The following is a 20318-nucleotide window of genomic DNA, read 5'->3' on the forward strand; positions in this document are numbered from 1 at the left end:
GCGGTGTTCGAAATGACTGTTTAATTCATCGCTTAATAGCAGCCACTTTCACTTTGTTGCCGTGTCAATGTGATGACACCCAATCCTTAAACAAACAGATTTTGTATTGTTATTCTCATAGCATTTAAAATCATTGGTAGTAATATTCTTTAGGATTTTAGAATGCCAAGATTTATATATTACTTATTTCGCGTATTACCATTTGCTATCGTATTATTCTTTTCCCATAATTGCAAAGACCCCGTTGAAGAAAAATGCACACAGGCTTGTGGTTTTTTTGTTAGATGCACAGAAGAAGCACAGAAAATGAAAATAGAAGGCGAGCTTCTAAAGAGTGCCACAATTCAATGCATTGATGGATGCACAAGATTTCAATCTCAAATCTTAACCTGTTATGATGCAGAGCCAAATTCCTGCAATGGGATGGCGGAATGTATGAAGCAATCCGGCTTAGAGGAATAAAGGAGTTATCCGCATGAATTTCAAAAAGTATTTAGTATTACTCGCTCTAGCAACTATTCCTTATTTCTTAACTATTTTTCATGATGTGATTGACATTGATTCATCGCAGTATGCAGAAATTGTTCGTGAGATGATTGAGTCAAATACCTTTTTCCAGCTAAAGGATAATGGCAAAAATTATTTAGACAAACCGGTATTAACCTTTTGGACGATAGCAATTTCGTATAAGCTTTTTGGAATTTCAAACTTCGCCTATCGTCTTCCGGCAATTCTAATTACCCTCTTTTCTTTTTATTCTATCTTCCGAATAACTACGCTTATCTCCTCAAGCAAAGAGCGCGGTATTCTTGCCAGTATCGCCTATGCTGTTGCGCCGGGTGTATTTGCTATGGTGATTGATCCAAAGATTGATGTGTATCTTGTCGCCTACTTGACATTTGCCTTTCATGCATATTATCTAGGCATTAAGAAAAATCCTAATTGGTTTTATCTGATGTATTTGTTTGTCAGCATGGGATTTATCACGAAAGGTCCTATTTCTATGGTGATACCCGCTTTGGCTATTGGTGGAGATATTCTACTTAGAAGAGACTGGAAATTACTCGGTCGAATGAAAGTCATTCCGGGTATATTGATAGTAGCCTCACTTCCTGCCTTTTGGTCTTATTTATTGTATCAGGAATTTGCTTCACACGGTCCTGTGTTTTTCTTATGGATTCAGTCTTTTGGTAGATTCTATCGACAGATGTATAATCAGAAATTTGATCCTCTGTATTTTGTTACCAATTACTCATGGGCGTTTGCTGCATTCATACTTCCTATTTTTTATTCTTGCTATTTGTTTTTTAAGGATGTAAAGAAGAATCCTTCCAAGGAAAATTTCTTTCGTAGAATACAAAATAGCATCGATGAGAATAAATCTACAGAATCTTACTACGTGATTCCGATTTGGTTATTTGTATTTTTATTTCTAATTAGTTTTTCTCGTTACCAACTTCCTCAATACATCTACTGGGCATTACCCGCTGGTGCGATTTATATTTCCAAGTTCTTGGAAGATTATCTTGTATCGAATCAGGAATCCAACTATCTAAACAAGAAAGTGTTCAATATTTTACTTATCATCGTTCCTGTTGTTCTATTGATTGCGATTGGTTTAATTCCATTTCTGGTTGTGGATGTAAATTATATTTATTTATTGGTTACTCTTTGTTTTGCGCTTGCGGTATTTTTCTTTTATAAAGAAGTTCCTGTTTCATTTAGTTTAGCTTCTCTTGTTCCGATTTTTTTCTTTAGCATTATGGCGTTGTTTATTTATCCTGAACTAACTTCTTATCAACCTTCTCATAAATTTGGAACACTGATTCGCCAAATCGAGCCAGATAAAAAAGAAGTCTTTACCTATCGAATGTCTTTTTCGAAACGCTCATATGGGTTTTATGCTGCTAGATTTACTAAACCTATTTTTGACCGAGAGAAATTCATGAAAGTATTGGCGAGTGACGCAGAACGATTGGTTATCGTATCGAGAGAAGATTTACCTCAGTTCGAAAACTTTCTAAAGCAAGATTATTTGTTAGAAGAAATTGTTGAGTATCCTAGTTATAAAGTTGCTACACCTAAGAATGATTTCTTTCTTAAAAACAAAAGAGCAACTCTTACTAAAAATATTTTATTGCTAAAAGTAAAGTATATACGAGGAAGTTAAACTTGCCAGAAGAATTGCCTGAAATAAACGTAAACGAATTTAAGAAAGTAGTAGAGTCTAGAAGAAGTGTGAGAATTTACACAGAAGATTCTATTCCTGAGGACGTTATGCGACAATGCCTGGACCTTGCACTCCTTGCTCCTAGTTCGTTTAACTTACAGCCATGGGAATTTTATTGGGTGAGAAGTCCTGATAAGAAAAAGAAATTAATAGAAGCCTGCCTTTCTCAAATTACAGCTAGAACTGCCGCTGAGTTAGTCGTATGTGTTGCTAGACGCAGGACTTGGCGAAAGAATACGAAAGAAATTCTAGAAAAACTAGAAGCGGATAATACTGGTATTCCGAAAAACCATATTTTGAGTTATACGAATGTAGTTCCGTTTTTTTATACACAGGGTTTTTTAGATACGCTAGGATTTCTAAAAAGTATTCTGTATTATGTTAGGGGATTTTTTATGCCAACGCCAAGAGAACCTGTCAGTGTGAACGATATGAAAATATGGGCTGTAAAATCAAGTGCTCTTGCTTGTGAAAATTTAATGTTAGCGCTTAGAGCGTTTGGATATGATAGTTGTCCGATGGAGTTTCATGATTCCAGTCGCATCAAACGATTGTTAGAACTTCCGTCTGATGCGATGGTTACGATGGTAATTTCTGCCGGCAAACGTGCGCCTAATGGCGTGTATGGCGACAGAATTCGTCTTGATAAGATTAACTTTATTAAGGAAGTTTAATCTTTACTTTTTCCAAATGAAATCTTCAAATCTCATTTCAGGGAAAATTGGATGCTCTTCTTCAATCTCCTTTAAGCGATCCTCATTTAACCCATCTGGTTTAAGCATATCTGTAAGCTCAAAGAATAGATTAGTGTGAACGTTTACTCTCTTTCTTGCATAATCGACCATGGTTCCCATCTTAATGATGAAAGGCCAGTCAGAGCTTTGTAGTAAGAGCAACTCACGCGCCATTTGGTTGATAATCCTACGTCTTGTTGGATCTTCCGTGTGCTTGTGAAGATGCACTGTTTGATCCATGATGATGCAGCATTCCATGATATGACGGTAAATCCACTCATTACCAGGATTTAACCAAACGTCGGCATATCCATCTTCGCCCCAGCTTGACATATCCATCTTAACGCTCTGGATACGAGGAATTAGCCCCAATACCTGCATTGGATGAACGGCAAGAATTTTGTCTTGGTCGAAATGCATTTTCTTAAATAAGAATTCGATGAACTTCGGTCCTTCATACCACCAGTGTCCATAGAGCTCTGCATCGTATGGAGAAACGATGATAGCAGGCTGACCTTCTTCATGCAGTATCTTTTCGGATTGAGCGATACGGCTTCGCATAAAATCTTCAGCGTGATTTCCTGCTGCTTCAATTGCCCAATCTGGATGATAGTAATCTTTATAATCGGACTTACCAGTAATACGATGGTATTTGATTCCAGTATTTAATCGAATTCCTGTTGGGTGAACATAGTCTTTAATGTATTCATAGTCTAAGTCAAAGCCTATATCTCGGTAGTATTCTCTATAACGGAAATCTCCCGGATACCCATGAATGGAACTCCATACTTGTGCGGAGCTTTCTTTGTCACGAGCAAACGCAAACACTCCATTACCCACTTCAACAGGAGCATAGACTCCATAACGTGGTCTAGGTGTAGCATTTGCTATACCGTGAGTATCTACGAAGAAATATCGAATTCCTTCATCTGCTAAAAACTTTTCTACTCCAGGGTAATAGGCACATTCTGAGAGCCAGATACCGCGTGGTTCAAGTCCCCAGAATTTCTTATGAACTTTTCTTGCGATATGTATTTGAGCATGAACAGAAGAAGGCTCACTTTCTAGGAGTGGGAGAAAACCGTGAGTAGCCGGACAGGTAATGACTTCAAGCGATCCGTCTTTGACAAATTCTCTAAATCCTTCTACAACGTCTTTGTTTAATTCTAAAAATAATTTACGATTCTCGTGAAAGTTATCCAGATAGAATTTGGAAAGATAGTTTAGGTGTAAATCATACGTTGTGCGCTTGACTTCTTTTTCTGAGAGTTCAATCAAATTGTCTAGATAAGCCAGAAACTTATCTCTTAAATACTCATCTTCTAGCATCGAAAGAAGAGTAGGTGTAAATGTCATCGTGATCTTGAAATGAACATTTTCTTTTTTCAGATTTCGAAATGACTTAATAAGTGGAAGATACGTTTCTGAAATCGCTTCGTTTAACCAATTCTCTTCCAAAAATGCTGGAGAGTAACCCTTATGTCGAACATACGGTAGATGTGCGTGTAATACTAATATTTGATAACCGACTTTACTGTTCATTTTATTTCCTCATATGATTAGATGATGATGCGAAGATTCCCGAAGAGCCCATGAATCCAGAAGATCCATCTGACCAAGTAAAAAAGCCATCCTGCCACTCGATATCGTCACTAGTTGGTGTTAAATGCAATTTGTCTATCGCACTTCCTGTATCAACTTTTTTCTCGCCTTCTTGTATTTGTAGCTCACCGTTCACTTCTACTATATGGTGTTGCTCTATCCAAGTAGCCTTCAACCAATCTTTATGTAAAACTTTGCTTGGCCTGTAATTTGGTATAGAAAGCTCAGCGGAGTGCAAAAGACTATATGTGTTGCCGAATTGGCTATACGCGATAACTTCTACTTTTAAATTCTTAATTCTTTGCTCGAATTGTAGAAACCAGTTGTTTGTAAAGGGAGGAAGAAATATTTCTTTATGTCTGTGAACTTTATCCTCCTGAGCGTAATTGACCATCAATTTAAAATAGACTTCGTTTTTCTCGCAATTAAAAGCATTTAGAATTTTGCTAAAACTATTTGAGCTGATGCCCCAAAACACGTAGGCTTCCTTTAAATTTTTGGTAAGCACTTTTACAATATCCCGATCGTAATAATCTGGCAGGGTATTTAGCCTTGGATCTAAATAAATTCGTTCTTTCTTTCCTTCGTTCATGAAAATATTCCCTCTAGATTACATAGCAAGGGTTGTACCAAAATTGTAAATGATTTTATATATCTTCAAATTAAGAAAAACTATGAGATTTGTCATTGATAAAAGAACAAATTTGCTACAGTAAATTGGGATAATATTTATATTTTACAAGTCTAGATGCTAATTATAGACTTTGATTGTCCTTTTTACATTGAACTAAATCCAATGCAGCAATATATTTTTATTTTGAACCAAATCATCTCTCTTAAAAAATGCAGATAATAATGATTAAACTCAATTTAAGTATAAGACAAAAATGTTCAATCAAAAAATGAATCTATTTAGGCAAATTACTAAAACGCTTTAGACTATAATAGTCAATGCATAACAAAAAAAAATGTATTATTTTAAAAGCATTCGCTTGGAAAATTGCAAAAAATACTTTAACGTTTAATTTCCTTTCTTGTACTTTTTTTAATAAAATGGAGAAATTTTTCGATAGTACTTGACTATAAAATTATACAAGTGTGAAAATTGTCTTTATTAAATTAGGAGATTGGAACTATGAAAATCAAATACACTTGGAAGCATTTAGATCATTCAGCAGCAGCAGAAGAATACGCAACAAAAAAGCTTGAAAGAATTAATAAGTATTTACACAAAATCACCTCATGTGATGTGTCTTTTCAAATGGTGCATGGGGAGATTCATATCAACATGAACGTCCGTGGTGACCAATCAACTTTTAATGCCCATAGCATAAACAAAGATATATATGCTTGTATTGATGGGTTAGAGGATAAAATTGAACGTCAGTTGAATCGCTTTCACGATAAGAAAGCAGCGCATTCAAAGACAATGAGGTAGATGCTGGTTAAGTTTGAAGAAGGCAATTTTAAGTTAAGAGAAGGGGAATTCGAAAACGCGAAGCATATCTTCTTTGAACTATTAGACATTGATCCAAATAAGCAAGAGTTCGTAGCTGGATACTTTATATCCAGCTATTGGGACAACCGTATTGAAACAATCCTATCTACCCGCGAAGGCAAAGACCGCGGAAATCTACTGGTTGATATGTTCAACCAATTCGTCACCGAAATCACAAAACGCAGCTTTCCCAAAAATGAAACCTATGAATCACTCACATTCTGTATCTTGAGTGAAGCATCTACTCAGTTTAGAATTGCCTATCAAAAAGAAGGCATGAGTGGTCTAGACAAGAATGTCCTTTCCAATCTAGCGATGTGCCTCATTCGAATCGGGGATTATAAAAATGCGCGTGATATTTTGGACTATTCCAAGAAATTCCAAGACGTATCGATGCAAAATCTATTTTACGAAGCAGAATGTCTTTATCATTTAGGAGAGCATTCTAAAAGTCGCCTGTATTATAGAACGGCAATGTTAAACAATGCAGACCTTTTGAATTTAGAAATTGTAAAATCAGAACCACTAGCAACTGCCATTTTAGAATTAGGGGAGCAATTTGAATCGCAAGACGAAATCAGAGAAATTATTCCTGTCTACTGCTTAGAAAAACATTTGATACCAGAAATTCGAGATTACACTCGCGAAGACGTAAATCAACTTTTTCTAGAGATGATGCGCCTCGAATCCAACTTAAATACAGAAAAACCAGATTTAAAATTTAAACTCAATTGTCGTATTCTTCATATCGGTCTCACAATTCTAGATACACTGCCCGGTCAGATTAATTCAGAACTTTCTAAAAAAGTAAAAAACAAAATCAACATGATTGATCCTGAACTCCTAGATCGAAGAGCAGACAATAAACGCGATAGAGGATTGTAGTAACTAGGACTTTTTGTGCAGCTTCAACGAACGGTAATGTTTTAAACCAAAACCTCAAATATTTTCTTGCCATTCACTTCATTCCATTTGGAAGAAAACTCTTTGTTCTTATTAAAATTAAAAGCAACCAAGTAGCCTATCGCATGACCTTTGCTTTCCAAATATCCGGAAAGCTGTTCGAGTCCTTTTCTGTGATATTCTTCGCCATACCAAAGCTTGAGTTCCAAAATATATTCTTTTTCATTGAAAGTAATGATTATATCGGAACGTCTTTCGTAACTATGCTGGCTCTCTAGATAATAAAATCCTGTGCCATTTATGATTGGTTTGATGAAGGCAACTAAGAGTAGCCGTCCCTGTCTTTCGTAAAACTCAGTGTCTTTTTCGGAATAATTTTCTTTGATGAATTGCTGGAATTTTAGAAGAATTTTCTCCATTTCCAAATGACCATTCTTATCAATGTAATTATCCCGAAAATTATATTGGATTGATACATTAGAAGTTTCTAATTTAGATACGTAATAATCAAAAAGGAGAATTTCATAAATTTTATTATTGATTTCCAATTTACCATTCTTTCCTTTTTTTGTTATACCAAACATTTCTGAAAATTGAATTGTTGGATTTGAGATATTATATGTTATATCTTTTTCCTGAATAATCATAGAAAAAAGTAAATCGGAAAGTTCTTTATTGTTTTCTATATTCTTTATCAAATCATCAAATAGAGTATTTCTAAAACCTAAGATTTCATTTATCGCATCTTGAATTCCAAGCACTGTCCAGTTCCTGTACAACTTCTCATCGATGACTTTGCAAACTTTACTTACCAAGAAGGGATAACCATTTGTATACTTGTAAATATCATTCGATATTTCCGATATATTTAATCCCAAATGATTTTCCTTTTCATAGTCCGCTATCATTGTGCTGATTTCTTCGGGATTAAAACTCATATCTATATCGAAGTCTGCTGCAATATTCCAGGGACTATTGAATTGTTTTTCATCATCAGGGCGCATTTTGAGTTTTATGTTTTTAATGTCGTGGACTCCAGCAAGGATCACGCTATGAAAAGTGAAATCTTTTCCTGTATCTCTGCTTAAAAATTTATTTCTTAACATTCCAAGAAAATTCAAAAAAAGCCTGTGATTGCTTGCCTTATCTACTTCATCGATAAGAATTACAATTTTCTCTTTGGAATGTTTCACAAAATCTGTTATGAAATTGCTTAATTCCATAAGACTTTTAGGCGTAGGATAATTTTTTAAATAGGTAAGAATTTCTTCTTTTTCAGAATATTCTAGAGCTCTGATCAGCAAAGTCATAAACGCATGGGAAACCGTTTCTTCATTTTCAAAGGACTCATCTCCAACTCCTTCAAAGCTGGTGGATATGAGTAGATACTTATCCTGTAATTTTTTTTCTAAAAGATGTAATGTTGTAGTTTTTCCAAATTGGCGGGGACGGTTGATGATAAAATACTTTCCTTTTTCAATGAGCCTTGTAACTACTTTTTCTATTTTCTCGCTGGTATCCACCATGTAGTGTTTATGAGGAATGCAAGTGCCTGTGATATTAAATTCTTTCATTATAAGTCTCAATTTAAGTAAAATTATCTCTTTAATCAGAATGATGGAGTTAGGGAAGGATGTAAAGCAGGAAAAGAAGTCGAGACAAATCTCTAAAGGCTATGAATGACGATTGGTCAGTGCTTTACATTGCTTATCCCCTCATTGCAGTTCATCTTGCGGTTCATGTTGCAGTCCATCTATAGTCTGAGATTTTTTAGAGTATGGTTGAACTGCTAGGAGAACTGCAACATGAACTGATACTTGGTGTGATGGTTAATGCTGAGTGAGTAACGCGTAATGTTGAATTGGTCGCTTCGGAATCTAACTTCTAGAAATTCTTTTTGAATTTATAAATGCATGAATGTTTGCATGGGTTGAAAAGACGCCCATGCGGAGAGTATTGCGCCCCGTTGGGGCTGTAATAAATTTACAAAACTTTATTGTTACCGTTGAATGGTTTATGAATTTAGAAAAAACAGGCATTAACCCTTGACTATTAAATTTCAGTCTGTAAAAATTGCCCGGCGACCCTTATATATGGGAGAAAAAGTATAAATGATGCATAAAAAGAGGTTTACAAATTCCGAAATGCTTATAATCTGACTGCAATAGTTGCATCCTGAGTTAATTTATGTCGAATGCTCCCAATGTGAAATACAATTCTGATAATGATTTTTACTACTTTTTAGCTGTCTTAGACGACGAGTCGGTGAAGACAACTCTTCTTCATTTCAACCTAACTGAAATCATCAATATGAGCAACCAAATCAAAAAGATTAATTTTGATGAATTGGAAAAAGAAGAAATTGTAGAATTCTTACTTACAACCTTCAATGAAAAATGCTCTACAGATCCAGCTAAGATTCAAAAGATTGGTCAACGCTTTCAGATTACAGACAATGCAATTAACACAGAAAAGAAAAACTTCATCAATACCCTTTTAAAAAATCTAAAGAGTAGAACTCCGAATTTTTACAAAAGCAATATTCGAAACCTCAAAAAGAAAAGAGACTTAAACGAAGAAGATAGCCGCAAACTCGGCATGAATGAAAGCGCGAATAAATTAATTCACGACAATAAGAAAGAAGTTATTATTATTCTGAAAGCTCTCTATACCTTTAAAAGATTCGAAGCGATTGTGCTTTAAACCAAGCGTCTTAGGGCTTCTACAACTTTGACCATTGCGTAGGTGTCCATCTTGCAATATTCTGATAGTAGCGAATAAATAGCATTAACCTCTTCACTCGATAGTTTCATTATTTTAGATCTAAGAAATTCTAAGTTAGCCATATTTCCATCGTTAATTCCAAGCTCTTTATAATCGAGACCGGTTAATGCTGGTAAGACTGCTTTTAAAGAAGCGCTTCCTTTTTGGTCAGGATGATAGTAGTAAAAGAACTTAAAAGGATCGGACAAGTCTTTGAAGTTTTCTAGAATCGAGGAATACCAATCCGCATACTGTGGAAATAATTCTACAGACTCTCGCAAACATCTTTTCTCAAATGTATCATTATAACAAATAATAGTTCCTGTAGACGAAATGAGTTTTGAAAGCTCAGATAGAATATTGAGCCTTGGATCCTCTTTTCCATTGTCTATGAAGCTGTAATGCTCTAGCGGCAAATCTGGATTAATCTGAACATGCAAGGAATATAAGAAAGGAATATGTTGGTATGGTTTTGTTTTGGGGTATAGCGGTAAAGCGGGATTAATCGTTTCAAAGTCTAAGAAATAAAGCGGATATTGAAACGAATCTACAAAGTCTTTGAGTTTATCATTTTGAATATAAGGAATTTTAGTTTGCTCTGTTTCTATTTGAACTTTCTGAGAGAACGTCAAATCAGGATTATCCGGTATGTCTTTTAGATAACGAATTCCAGATTTATAAAATTTTAATACTAAATCTCCGCCTTCTCTTAAATTAAAAATATCTCCATCCCCAAGTTCATTCCAGCAAGTCTTAAGGCTACAATTCTTAGGGCTACTACAAGAATATTCCTGCGTAATAGAAGGAGTATCCGCTTTATGAATCAAACTTTTAAAGTAAGTGAGTTGCTTTGAAAATTCATCTCTGCATATTTCATTTTTTCTAAGAGACTTATCTTTACAAAAAATTGCTTTAAGTCTAATTCATTTTCAAATACATAGTGTGGATTCACATTTAGAATTGAGCAATCCTTTATGTTGAGCCCGCAGAGTTTGGCTACATGCAATTGAAATAATAAATCTTTTACATTGTCTCGTTTGATATTAATGGAAGATTTAATCTGTATGATCTCCCAGGAATCATCTTCCTCGGACGGAATTAAAATATCCGTTCTCGAAAAAAACTCAGAGCTTAAAAAACTTGCATTGTAAATTACCTTGCGCTCTTCCAAGTTTTTTTGTGTCAATTTATGAGCAGAAAACATACTCGTCTGTCTAGGAATTTCAACTCCATTTGGATATAGATTTCGAGCGTGGAAAAGGACTGACTCGTTTTGAATATTCATCCGATGTAAATTGCTTTCGTTCTTAGGAGAATAATGATGAGTAGTCGCTGTATGGTATTGATTCCAGAGGAGAGAGTCACATTTGAGTCCAAGCATAAAACGAGACTTAGTTAGAACGACTGATCTTGGTTCTTGGGGAATTTGTATCTCGGGTAAATCGAAATTTTTATTGAGAAAATCTTTAAATCTAAAAAGTTTTAGCATTGGCTCTGATTCTAATCTAATCCGCTTACCTATTTTGAATAGCAATAAAAAAGAAATGACGATACTTATTTTATGAATTCTAAGATTGCATTGTTAATTTTCCTATTTTCTCTGGTATTTGTTTTCCCCGAAGCAACAAAAAAACAAAACAAAAATAAGAATGTGAAGAAACAGGAAACTTCCATTAAGACTGGAATAGAAATTTTGGCTAATAAAAACTTTCAAATTATTCTACCGAGTGAATCAGGTTTCAGGAAAGATTTATATGATCTAAATGGGATTTTATTAGAATCTGAATACTTAAATGCAAAAGGAAATTTAGTAGAGTCCGAGCCGAATGTCGCAATTGAAAAAAGAAAATACAATGCTTCTGGTTTTTTAGAAGAAATCAAAACTTTTGATAAACTCAAAAATATTTCTTCGCGTATCACTTTCTCTTATGATAGTAAATGCGTAGAAATAAAAAAGAGTGAAGATTGCCTGAAAGAAGTTTCTTCTCTTAATGGAGAGGACAATCCAATCGAAGATGAAAATGGAATCCATAAATACAAAATGGAATTTGATCCAACTTGCATTGGAATTGAAAAACACAAAGTATCAGAATGTAGAACTCTCGAAGTGAATCTAAATAAAAAACTAAAACTTGTAGAGGATAACAATGGTAATGCGAAAGTCGTTAGAACCTTTGATACATTTGGCAATCTAAACCTACACGAAATCTACGATCGATCCAATAAAATTAAACATAAATTGATTTATGCATATGATTATAAATGCATTGAGATTACAGGCAAACCCCAAGCCTGCATCATCTTTCATGAATATTCAAATAGAATAGATAAGAAAGAAAACAAATCAAGCTTGGAAAATGTGAACTATGGAAAGAGAATTATTCAGTATGATTTGAATTGCGTCAAAGAAAAACAGAATGCAGAAAATTGCATTAGCTTAGAAGAAAATTATGATATAAACGGAAAATTACAAGACATTGCTCATCGCTTTACATTTGGATGTCTCGACTATTCTGTTGAGCTAGGAGCGTATGCAAAGAAAACGGCAAGCTTTGACAAAAAAGGAAACGAGATTCTGAGAGAATTTTACAACGCGAAGAATCAACTAATCGAAGATAGTTCCGGAGGGGCAAAATACATATTTGCCTATAGCCAAGCATGTCTGGATAACGGTCATAAACCGCATGATTGTAAAACTCTATCCGAAGTCTATGATAAGAACTTAAAACTAAAATACAAAGCTATCTTTGATGAGAACTGTGTCAAAACCGGAAAAGCAAATTTAGAATCACCCAATTACTGCACTGCCTGGAAAGAAACTTACGATTCAAAAGAAGTAGCAGAAAACAAAAAAGACAGCATTAAAATCGTGAAAGCAAACTTTGATCAAAATGGCTTTAAAATTGATTTAGAAAAATACAATATCTATCAAAAGCTAAGCGTTAAAACAATTTATCTTTTTGATAAAGAGAAATTAATTAAAAAAGAAAATCAAGATGTAAATGGAAAACCAATCGAAGACTCGGATGGAATAGCGACTTATCTTTACAAATATGAGAATTCGAAATTTACCACAAGAGAAGAGACCCTTGGAAAAAATGGAAGACTAAAAGCAAATCCAGATGGTATAGCTAGAATGATTTTTGCCTACAATGAAAATTGTCTGAAAAAAAAATCAAATCGTTATGAATGCACAACCTTAGAGGAATTTCACGACCAGAATGAAAATCTGATCGAATTAAAATCTACTGGAGAGGATATTCATAGTTATGCAAAGATGGTTAGAGAGTTTGATTCCAATGGAAATCTAATTCTAGAAGCCTACTACGACAAAGATCATAAGCTTAAAAAAAATCAAAAAGGAATAGCAAAGTATAAATTCAATTACGACACAAACGGAGACTTGCTAAGTGAAGACCATTTTGGAAAGAAAAATAATTTGAAACGAAAAATTCAATACTCATATGATCCAAAGTGCAAGGCTCTTTCCAGTGATTTTAGTTGCAATACTTCCATTGCTTATTTTAGCAAAAAGAATGTTCCAGTAGACAAGCTTCGCCTCGATGGAATTCTCTATGCAGAAGAAATTACTTCTTACAATTATGATTGCATCAAGACCACCTCGGAGCCAGAAGAATGTCTGGAAAAAAAAGAATTCTTAAATTCAAAAAAAGAAATCGTCTTTGCTGAATACTTTCAGTATCGCAAACCACCCACTCCGAAAAGCGAAATCAAACTCATTAAACTAAAACTCACCCAAGATAAAATTCCCTACAGCGCGGAATTTATTAAATAAATGGTTTAAAAAAATCAGGGCTACACTAATATAAATCTTATGTTTAACTTTCTAAAAAAACTCTTTGGCTCAAATACAAGGTATGAATCGCATCCAGAAGCAGTTGTGATTTCTTGTTTCTTTAACCCTCAAAATTCTCCGTATAGACTAAAAGCATTTAACCAGTTCTATGAGTTGATTCAGGATACGAATCATTTTATATTAGAATGTGTGATTGGGAGCGCAAAGCCACAATTACCCGAAAGTAAAAATATCAAACGTGTATATACAGAAAATCTACTCTGGCACAAAGAGGCTCTTTTAAATAGAATCATTGCGGAGCATTTGCCGGCAAAGTATAAATATATTTTTTGGGTAGATGCAGATGTGATCTTTCAAAATACAAACTGGATTGTAGAGGGTGTGGAAGAGTTACAAACGCATAATATCATTCAACCGTTCGAATATTGTATTCATCTAGAACGAAATGAGACAGAGCCTTCTTTTGATGTAAGTGAGCATAAAAAAAGAATTTTCAAAGAAAGTTATTCCAATCGTAGACTCTGGCGAAGCTTCTGTGCAAATTTTAAAACTGCAAACTTAAATGCAATGCAACAAGAAAATTACAATATTCACGGACATGTGGGTTTTGCGTGGGGAGCAAGAAGAGAAATTTTAACAAAAATACCGTTATACGATAGAGCCCTAATCGGAGGAGCAGATCATATCATCGCACATGCGGCGGCGGGGCAAATACCGCATAGCTGCATTACAAAGTCTTTTACGGATAATTTGGATGAAGTATTAAACTGGTCTAAACGATTTTTTAAATTAGTCCAAGGAAGAATTGGTTATGTGGAAGGCGATTTATACCATATCTGGCATGGAGATATTGATAAACGACAATACTTAAAGCGCATCCAAGATTTCACTACTAAGACAAAACAAATTATTCACAAAGATGAAAATGGACTCTATGTAACTCACGAAGGTGATGATGAGTATATGAAAAAATATTTCAAGCACAGAGAAGTTACATCGGAAAATGAATATTTAAGTTCTATGGATACAAGTTATTCAGAGAGTTCTGGAAACTCTTCTCGCTCTGATTCTTTAGATCAAGCAATTCTTGCGAATGAAGTTTTAAATGATAGAAATGAAACAAGTTATACTCCATCAGAATTTGGAGAAGGACAAAGCGGCGGTGGTGGAGCAGGTGGCTCTTGGGATGAAAGTAGCTCTTCATCCCAAGTAGCTCAGTCAGATAATTTTTCTTAGAGGAAAATACTAATTAGCCCTATTTACAGTTACAGAGCTTTTATTGCAAATTTCATTTGGTTTTAAGGAAGTCTCGTTCCATATTGCAACCTTGCCTTCTTTTGCAATGAGCTTTGTGCTTATGATAGCTGTAATTACAAAGCTACTGTTTTTTCCGAGTGTGTCATTTCCTAGCCATACATTGTTGGATATATTTAGATTATCCACTGCACCGGAATTTTGCAGATAGTTTGTTTTCTTTTTATCGTTTGTATTTGTTTGGATCAAATGATAATAAAGCCCTTCCTTGACGTTAGTTGTCAGAGTAACCTTTTGCTTGGCACCGTTCACTGATTCATTCTGTTTTGGGGAAGTGAAACTGATTGTAAGATTCTTAGGACAATCGAGAGAGAATACCTCTGTAGTGACACTAAATATAAATAATAGGACTATAATGAAAAATTGTTTCATGTCGTCGTCTCCTTTTTTACAAATTTATTTACCTTTAAATTTCATTACAAGAGAAAAAAAATTCAGATTTAAGAACATGCCTTACACAAAGTAATAAAACTATGGAATTTTAAAAAGAATCAATAAAATTTACATTGACCAAACTCTTATCATCTTCTATTTTAAATTCATGAGGTTAGTGAATAATGAATATAAAAATGATGCGGACAAGCAAAAACTTTTTAGCTATTGTAACCTAATTTTTCTAAAACGAATCATTGTGTGTTTGTTATTGATGAGTAGTGGAAAATCAATTTTCGCTCTTGATAAAATTAATCTACAACTGAAATATTTGCACCAATTCCAATTTGCGGGATACTATGCAGCGTTGGAAAAAGGATATTATGCGAATGCAGGACTTGATGTGAATATAACTGAATCCTTTAATGGAAATCCTGTTGTAGAAAATGTGCTGTCAGGAAAAGTTCAGTTCGGTGTAGGTAGTAGTAGCTTACTCTTAGAGCGCAATGCCGGCAAACCGTTAGTTGTCGTAGCAGTTATTTTTCAACACTCACCTTATGTATTATTAACTCCGAGTAGGGGTGCCACCCAGACGATTCATGATATTGCCGGTAGAACAATAATGTTAGCCGCTCAATCGGAAGAATTAATTGCCTACTTAAAAAAAGAAGGTATAAACATAGACAGTTTAACAAAAGAGAAGCACAGTTTTAATCCCGATGATCTAATCAACGGAAAAGTATATGGTTTTTCTGCCTATGTAACAAATGAACCTGATTATCTTGATAAAGCGCATTTCGCATACAATGCATATTCCCCTCGTTCAGCGGGGATTGATTTTTACGGTGATAATCTTTTTACAAGTGAAGGAGAAATAAAAGAACATCCTGCTAGAGTGAGAGCATTTCGGGAAGCAAGTATTCTCGGCTGGCAATATGCTATGACGCACCAAGAAGAAATCATAGATATTATTTTATCAAAGTATTCTAAACGTAATCATAAAGAACATTTGCAATATGAGGCTAAGCAGATGATGGCGCTATTACAACCAGTTCTAGTTGAGATGGGATATATGAATCCGGGTCGTTGGAAACATATTGGAGAAGTATACTCTGAGCTAGGAATGTTGCCAAAAAACTTTACACTCGAAGGATTTTTGTATGAACCAAATCCGCCGCCGGACTTAAGATGGTTCTATGGCAGTATTGGTATATTTATATTTGTCACTATTTTTGTATGGCATATGCAAACAAAAAGACTTAACAAAGAGCGTCTAATCACGCAAGCCGAGTCTGCGGAAAATCGGCGTTTGGCGACAGAAAACAGGTTGCTGCAATCGGAGAAGCTAGCCGCATTGGGACAGTTAGCAGCCGGAATGACACATGAATTGAATACTCCGCTTGGAGCCATTTTGTCTTCGAACCAAGCGATATTAGATATTCTTCACAACGAGTTGAACCACATTCCTTCTATACTTGCCAGTTTAGATGAAGAAGATATGAATCGTTTTAATATTATGTTGGAAGAAAGCTTGAAGCATTCACCCGTATCGGATGGTTTTCCTGACAGAGCGATAAAGAAAAATCTTGTTCAATCTTTTAGAGAAGCGGGTATAAAAAATTCTGAAAATATTGCTTCCATCGTTATAGATGCAGGCATATACCAATTAGGCGATCGTTTGGTATATTTGCTTAGTTCCAATAAGTGCACAGACATTCTTTCCGTTGTGTATTCTTTTTCTATGATCTTTCACCTAAGTAACATTATCTCCGTAGCTACTGGAAAAGCATCGCATGTAGTTGGTGCATTGAAATCATATTTGAATCCAAACGGAAAAGGAAATGAAGACAATAATTCTGAAATAGATATAAAATCAGAAATCGAAACCATCCTAACTCTATATCAAAATAAAATTAAATATGCGGTGGAAGTGATACAAACTTATCAAACAAATGAGAAATGCATAGGAAACAGAGATAAACTAAATCAAGTCTGGATCAATTTATTAAATAATGGTTTACAGGCTATGAGTTATAAAGGAAAGTTAGAAATTAGAACGGAACTAAATAAATCTTGGATTGTAGTTTCTTTTATTGATTCAGGAATTGGAATTCCAAAAGAAATTCAAGATAAAATCTTTGATCCTTTTTTCACAACAAAGAAGCATGGAGAAGGAATCGGGATAGGACTTGATATTTGTAAAAAGATTATTACCAATATTGGCGGTAAAATTGAATTCGAAAGTTACCCGGGCAGAACACAATTTAGTGTATGGTTGAAATCAGCAGGAACTATCTAAAAGAGAAATCCATTGGAAACAAATACTAAGCCAATCGTAATTTTATGTGTTGATGATGAGCCTATTATTTTACTTACCTTAAAGCAAGAGCTTCGCAATCGTTTTGGTTCTAACTTTCAATACGAAATAGCGATGAATGCAGAAGAAGCTCTTTCTATCCTGGCGGAATTATCTCACTCGGGTATCGATGTCAGACTTGTTATTTCAGATTGGATGATGCCCGGCATGAAAGGGGATGAGTTCTTAATTCATGCTCATAAATTATATCCAAATATTAAATCCATTATGGTAACAGGTCACGCTGATCACGAAGCAATTGAAAGAGTAAAAAAAGAAGCCGCCACCTATGCCGTATTTCCTAAACCCTGGGATAGAAATAAATTATCCGAAGCAGTCATGCAATGTTGTAATAAGAACTAAGGTAAGAATGCAGGCTGAATACGATCTATCGGTTGCAAGAAAAAAAGCAGCCTAATTTTCTTTCTAGTAAATTGCATTCAACTTCTTTCATAGTATATTTTGAAATGAACGGGGGAAAAATTCTTGTGTCTTAAAGCCAAAGTTTTTTCACAAAAAGAATGCGATAAACAATATAGAAGAAAAGACCGACGGGACCAAAGAAAAGAATCACTAAAAGAATCGGCAATCGAATAAACCAGGAAATATTATTTTGGAGCGAATCATGAGTAACCCACCTACCAATCCATAAATCACCCAAGATCATATGATTCCAAGTTCCAACAGTTCCCAGCTCGGAAGATAAAAATTGTTGAAGCAAATGCAATTTAGGAGATGCGATTATAGGCAAAAGTTCGGGAATAACAGGAATAGTCAGCATGGCAAAAACAGTAGAGAGTAAAATTAAATATATATCAAAAGCCCGCATCGCCAGTTTGTGATTTGGCACAAATGCTAAAATCAACCAGAACGGTCCCGGCGAAAAACTAAGAAGAGTAAAAAGTAGTTCGTTCATTTTTATTTTTATCCGATGTATTTTATTCCTGAATAGGTTTCTTTCTTTTTCTTTCTAGTAAATTGCATCCAACTTCTCCCATAATTCTCTCCCATTCTAATTCCACAAATTAAAAGCTTAAATACCATTTCTCGCAAATAGGTTCCACTATTTTTCTACAAAGGGGTATTCCCCATTCTCAAAAGCAGAGTATCCAATTTTAATCCAGAATTTACTTTTGAGAATGGGTATAGCAAAAGTGGATTGTGTTTCATTCATAATAAGATGTTATGAACTAAACGGGGTAAAATTTCTTTTCTCTCATATATTTTATCTCTCCTTGAAACTTATTATGATTCTATCAAAACATCGAACTTACTTACCTCTTTATTTCAATTGATTCTAATTTATCCCATTCTGGTTGAGTCTTTCTTGTTTTAACTTTCTTCATTACTTTATCAAAATTCTTTTCTAGCGACTCATTGGTCTTACCCGCTATTCTTTTTTTAAAGAACTGGGCAGTCTCAACATCATTAAGTCCTCTTGTGAATGCATACAAAGCAAATTGATTCAAGGAAACACCTTGAGCAGAGGCAGTTCTTTCTAATCTATCTTTCAAATCTTCTGGAATTCGAATGGTTAAAACATTTTTTTTAGACATAAAATTTCCTCCACATTCTGGCAAAGTCTGTTGGTGTGATTACTTTAAATGAATCAAATAATAAATTGTTACCAATCGTATAGTCTCGAATATTCGAAGTAATTAAAAAATTACTATTACTTGCAAATGCTAATTCTACAAACATATTATCTGCTTCGTCTCCTAAATTAGGACGCATACGAAAGCTAATAGAAAAAGGAGACGCTACGCTACAAATATAATCTAGAAAATCTTTAATTTCCATTTTGCTTAACTCTAAATCTTTTAAAGATTTTTCACGCAATAGCACATCAGAGTATTCCGAGAAAACAGGAATAGAAAGACACAATTCAAGCTTCCTCTCACGCACAAGCCTAACAATAAAATAAGAAGCCCCACCGCTATCTCGCAATGCTTGATATACCACATTTGTATCTAAAGTAATTCTCACAAGTTAGTGATAGCATATATACTGTCATACGTCAAGATTATTTTAGTGTGACTTTTTTAAATAATTTATGGCGGCAAAACATCTGACTCAGTTTTACATTTCGATATTATGCAGCAGAAAGTTTTAATGTTTGCAATGATTTCAATTTATCGACAGGCTTTCGGGCAGTTAAATCATAATTCATCTGTAGATTCATCCAAAACTCAGGAGTCGTTTCAAATGATTTAGCAAATAACCAAGCTGTTTCAGGGGTAACACTTCGTTTGCCTTTGATAATTTCATTTATCGTTTGAAGACTTAGTCCAACATGCTTCGCAAAAAGAGTCTGCGTAACATTGTATGGCTCTAAAAATTCTTTTAGTAAGATTGTTCCAGGATGATTTGCAATTCTATTCTTAGGTAACATAAATTCTCCTTTTAAAATTAATGATAGTCTTCTACTTTTACGTTTTGAAATTTATTTCCTGATACTTGAAATGTAATTCTAAATTGATCGTTAATTCGAATACTGTAAAAATCTTTCAAATCCCCTTTCAATTTCTTTAGTCGATTTCCGGGCGGAGATCTTAGATCCTCTACTTTTGCAGCAGCATTCAACATATCTAACTTTCTCAAAGCAATTTCAACAAGTTCTTTTGGAAACCTTTTAGCCTTTGATGAATCATTTCCATTGAATAAATCCTCTGTAAACTTATCTCCAAAATCAGAAATCATACAACAAGATTATATCTTCGTGTCTTCAA

Annotated in this window: 21 protein-coding genes; 10 read left to right on the forward strand and 11 right to left on the reverse strand. The window is 34.4% G+C overall.

Annotation, left to right across the window (positions count from 1 at the left end; genetic code table 11):
• Positions 1 to 162: 162 nt before the first annotated feature.
• The 3 genes from IPH52_04465 to IPH52_04475 are packed head-to-tail and all read left to right on the forward strand — an operon-like array spanning position 163 to position 2904.
• Positions 163 to 462: a Cys-rich protein gene (locus IPH52_04465; protein MBK7054296.1), complete on the forward strand. Its 300-nt coding sequence runs from the start codon at positions 163 to 165 to the stop codon at positions 460 to 462.
• 13 nt (positions 463 to 475) lie between these two features.
• Positions 476 to 2170, forward strand: coding sequence for a glycosyltransferase family 39 protein (locus tag IPH52_04470; protein MBK7054297.1), 1695 nt, complete (start codon positions 476 to 478; stop codon positions 2168 to 2170).
• A complete protein-coding gene (locus IPH52_04475; GenBank protein MBK7054298.1) occupies positions 2137 to 2904 on the forward strand; it encodes a nitroreductase family protein in 768 nt (255 codons plus the stop codon). Before IPH52_04470 ends, IPH52_04475 begins: the two co-directional genes overlap by 34 nt.
• A 3-nt stretch (positions 2905 to 2907) precedes the next feature.
• Here the strand turns inward: IPH52_04475 and IPH52_04480 are convergent, their stop codons facing one another.
• Positions 2908 to 4506, reverse strand: a complete 1599-nt coding sequence (locus IPH52_04480; protein MBK7054299.1) for a DUF1957 domain-containing protein — start codon at positions 4504 to 4506, stop codon at positions 2908 to 2910.
• A gap of 1 nt (position 4507) precedes the next feature.
• On the reverse strand, positions 4508 to 5158 hold the full coding sequence (locus tag IPH52_04485) for a DUF4912 domain-containing protein (protein ID MBK7054300.1): 651 nt from the start codon (positions 5156 to 5158) through the stop codon (positions 4508 to 4510).
• A 543-nt stretch (positions 5159 to 5701) separates the two neighbouring features.
• On the opposite strand from IPH52_04485, the gene raiA reads away from it, so the two are divergent.
• Both raiA and IPH52_04495 read left to right on the forward strand, forming a co-directional pair.
• Positions 5702 to 6004, forward strand: a complete 303-nt coding sequence (gene raiA, locus IPH52_04490; protein MBK7054301.1) for a ribosome-associated translation inhibitor RaiA — start codon at positions 5702 to 5704, stop codon at positions 6002 to 6004.
• On the forward strand, positions 6005 to 6949 hold the full coding sequence (locus IPH52_04495) for a hypothetical protein (protein MBK7054302.1): 945 nt from the start codon (positions 6005 to 6007) through the stop codon (positions 6947 to 6949).
• 41 nt (positions 6950 to 6990) lie between these two features.
• On the opposite strand, the gene IPH52_04500 is transcribed toward IPH52_04495, so the two are convergent.
• On the reverse strand, positions 6991 to 8544 hold the full coding sequence (locus tag IPH52_04500; protein ID MBK7054303.1) for an AAA family ATPase: 1554 nt from the start codon (positions 8542 to 8544) through the stop codon (positions 6991 to 6993).
• 610 nt (positions 8545 to 9154) lie between these two features.
• Between IPH52_04500 and IPH52_04505 the strand changes: the two genes are divergently transcribed.
• Entirely contained in the window at positions 9155 to 9670 is a 516-nt protein-coding gene (locus IPH52_04505) for a hypothetical protein (GenBank protein MBK7054304.1), read from the forward strand.
• Here the strand turns inward: IPH52_04505 and IPH52_04510 are convergent.
• Both IPH52_04510 and IPH52_04515 read right to left on the reverse strand, forming a co-directional pair.
• Positions 9667 to 10557, reverse strand: coding sequence for a DUF2779 domain-containing protein (locus IPH52_04510; GenBank protein ID MBK7054305.1), 891 nt, complete (start codon positions 10555 to 10557; stop codon positions 9667 to 9669). The two genes, IPH52_04505 and IPH52_04510, sit on opposite strands and share 4 nt — an antisense overlap.
• Positions 10554 to 11219: a hypothetical protein gene (locus tag IPH52_04515; protein ID MBK7054306.1), complete on the reverse strand. Its 666-nt coding sequence runs from the start codon at positions 11217 to 11219 to the stop codon at positions 10554 to 10556. Before IPH52_04515 ends, IPH52_04510 begins: the two co-directional genes overlap by 4 nt.
• A 72-nt stretch (positions 11220 to 11291) precedes the next feature.
• On the opposite strand from IPH52_04515, the gene IPH52_04520 reads away from it, so the two are divergent.
• Together IPH52_04520 and IPH52_04525 are read left to right on the forward strand one after the other, a co-directional pair.
• Positions 11292 to 13526: a hypothetical protein gene (locus IPH52_04520; protein ID MBK7054307.1), complete on the forward strand. Its 2235-nt coding sequence runs from the start codon at positions 11292 to 11294 to the stop codon at positions 13524 to 13526.
• Positions 13527 to 13565: 39 nt separating this feature from the next.
• Complete coding sequence (locus tag IPH52_04525; GenBank protein ID MBK7054308.1) at positions 13566 to 14783, forward strand: hypothetical protein; 1218 nt, start codon at positions 13566 to 13568, stop codon at positions 14781 to 14783.
• A 9-nt stretch (positions 14784 to 14792) separates the two neighbouring features.
• Here the strand turns inward: IPH52_04525 and IPH52_04530 are convergent, their stop codons facing one another.
• Positions 14793 to 15233, reverse strand: a complete 441-nt coding sequence (locus tag IPH52_04530) for a hypothetical protein (GenBank protein MBK7054309.1) — start codon at positions 15231 to 15233, stop codon at positions 14793 to 14795.
• A 169-nt stretch (positions 15234 to 15402) separates the two neighbouring features.
• On the opposite strand from IPH52_04530, the gene IPH52_04535 reads away from it, so the two are divergent.
• Entirely contained in the window at positions 15403 to 17532 is a 2130-nt protein-coding gene (locus tag IPH52_04535; protein ID MBK7054310.1) for an ABC transporter substrate-binding protein, read from the forward strand.
• A 12-nt stretch (positions 17533 to 17544) separates the two neighbouring features.
• Positions 17545 to 17952 (forward strand): response regulator, encoded by a 408-nt coding sequence (locus IPH52_04540; GenBank protein MBK7054311.1) that lies wholly within the window; start codon positions 17545 to 17547, stop codon positions 17950 to 17952.
• A gap of 130 nt (positions 17953 to 18082) precedes the next feature.
• Here the strand turns inward: IPH52_04540 and IPH52_04545 are convergent, their stop codons facing one another.
• The 5 genes from IPH52_04545 to IPH52_04565 form a co-directional block, all read right to left on the reverse strand.
• The gene (locus IPH52_04545; GenBank protein MBK7054312.1) at positions 18083 to 18505 is read right to left on the reverse strand and encodes a DUF4281 domain-containing protein; all 423 of its coding nucleotides are present in this window, start codon (positions 18503 to 18505) and stop codon (positions 18083 to 18085) included.
• A 358-nt stretch (positions 18506 to 18863) separates the two neighbouring features.
• Positions 18864 to 19145 carry a toxin-antitoxin system HicB family antitoxin gene (locus IPH52_04550; GenBank protein MBK7054313.1) on the reverse strand — a complete coding sequence of 94 codons (282 nt, stop codon included), beginning with the start codon at positions 19143 to 19145 and terminating at the stop codon, positions 18864 to 18866.
• Positions 19138 to 19575, reverse strand: coding sequence for a putative toxin-antitoxin system toxin component, PIN family (locus IPH52_04555; protein MBK7054314.1), 438 nt, complete (start codon positions 19573 to 19575; stop codon positions 19138 to 19140). The genes IPH52_04550 and IPH52_04555 overlap by 8 nt, the downstream gene beginning before the upstream one ends.
• A 106-nt stretch (positions 19576 to 19681) precedes the next feature.
• A complete protein-coding gene (locus IPH52_04560; GenBank protein ID MBK7054315.1) occupies positions 19682 to 19981 on the reverse strand; it encodes a HigA family addiction module antidote protein in 300 nt (99 codons plus the stop codon).
• A 17-nt stretch (positions 19982 to 19998) separates the two neighbouring features.
• Complete coding sequence (locus IPH52_04565) at positions 19999 to 20289, reverse strand: type II toxin-antitoxin system RelE/ParE family toxin (protein ID MBK7054316.1); 291 nt, start codon at positions 20287 to 20289, stop codon at positions 19999 to 20001.
• Positions 20290 to 20318: the final 29 nt, after the last annotated feature.

It is taken from the genome of Leptospiraceae bacterium (assembly GCA_016708435.1).
Lineage (GTDB): Bacteria > Spirochaetota > Leptospiria > Leptospirales > Leptospiraceae > UBA2033.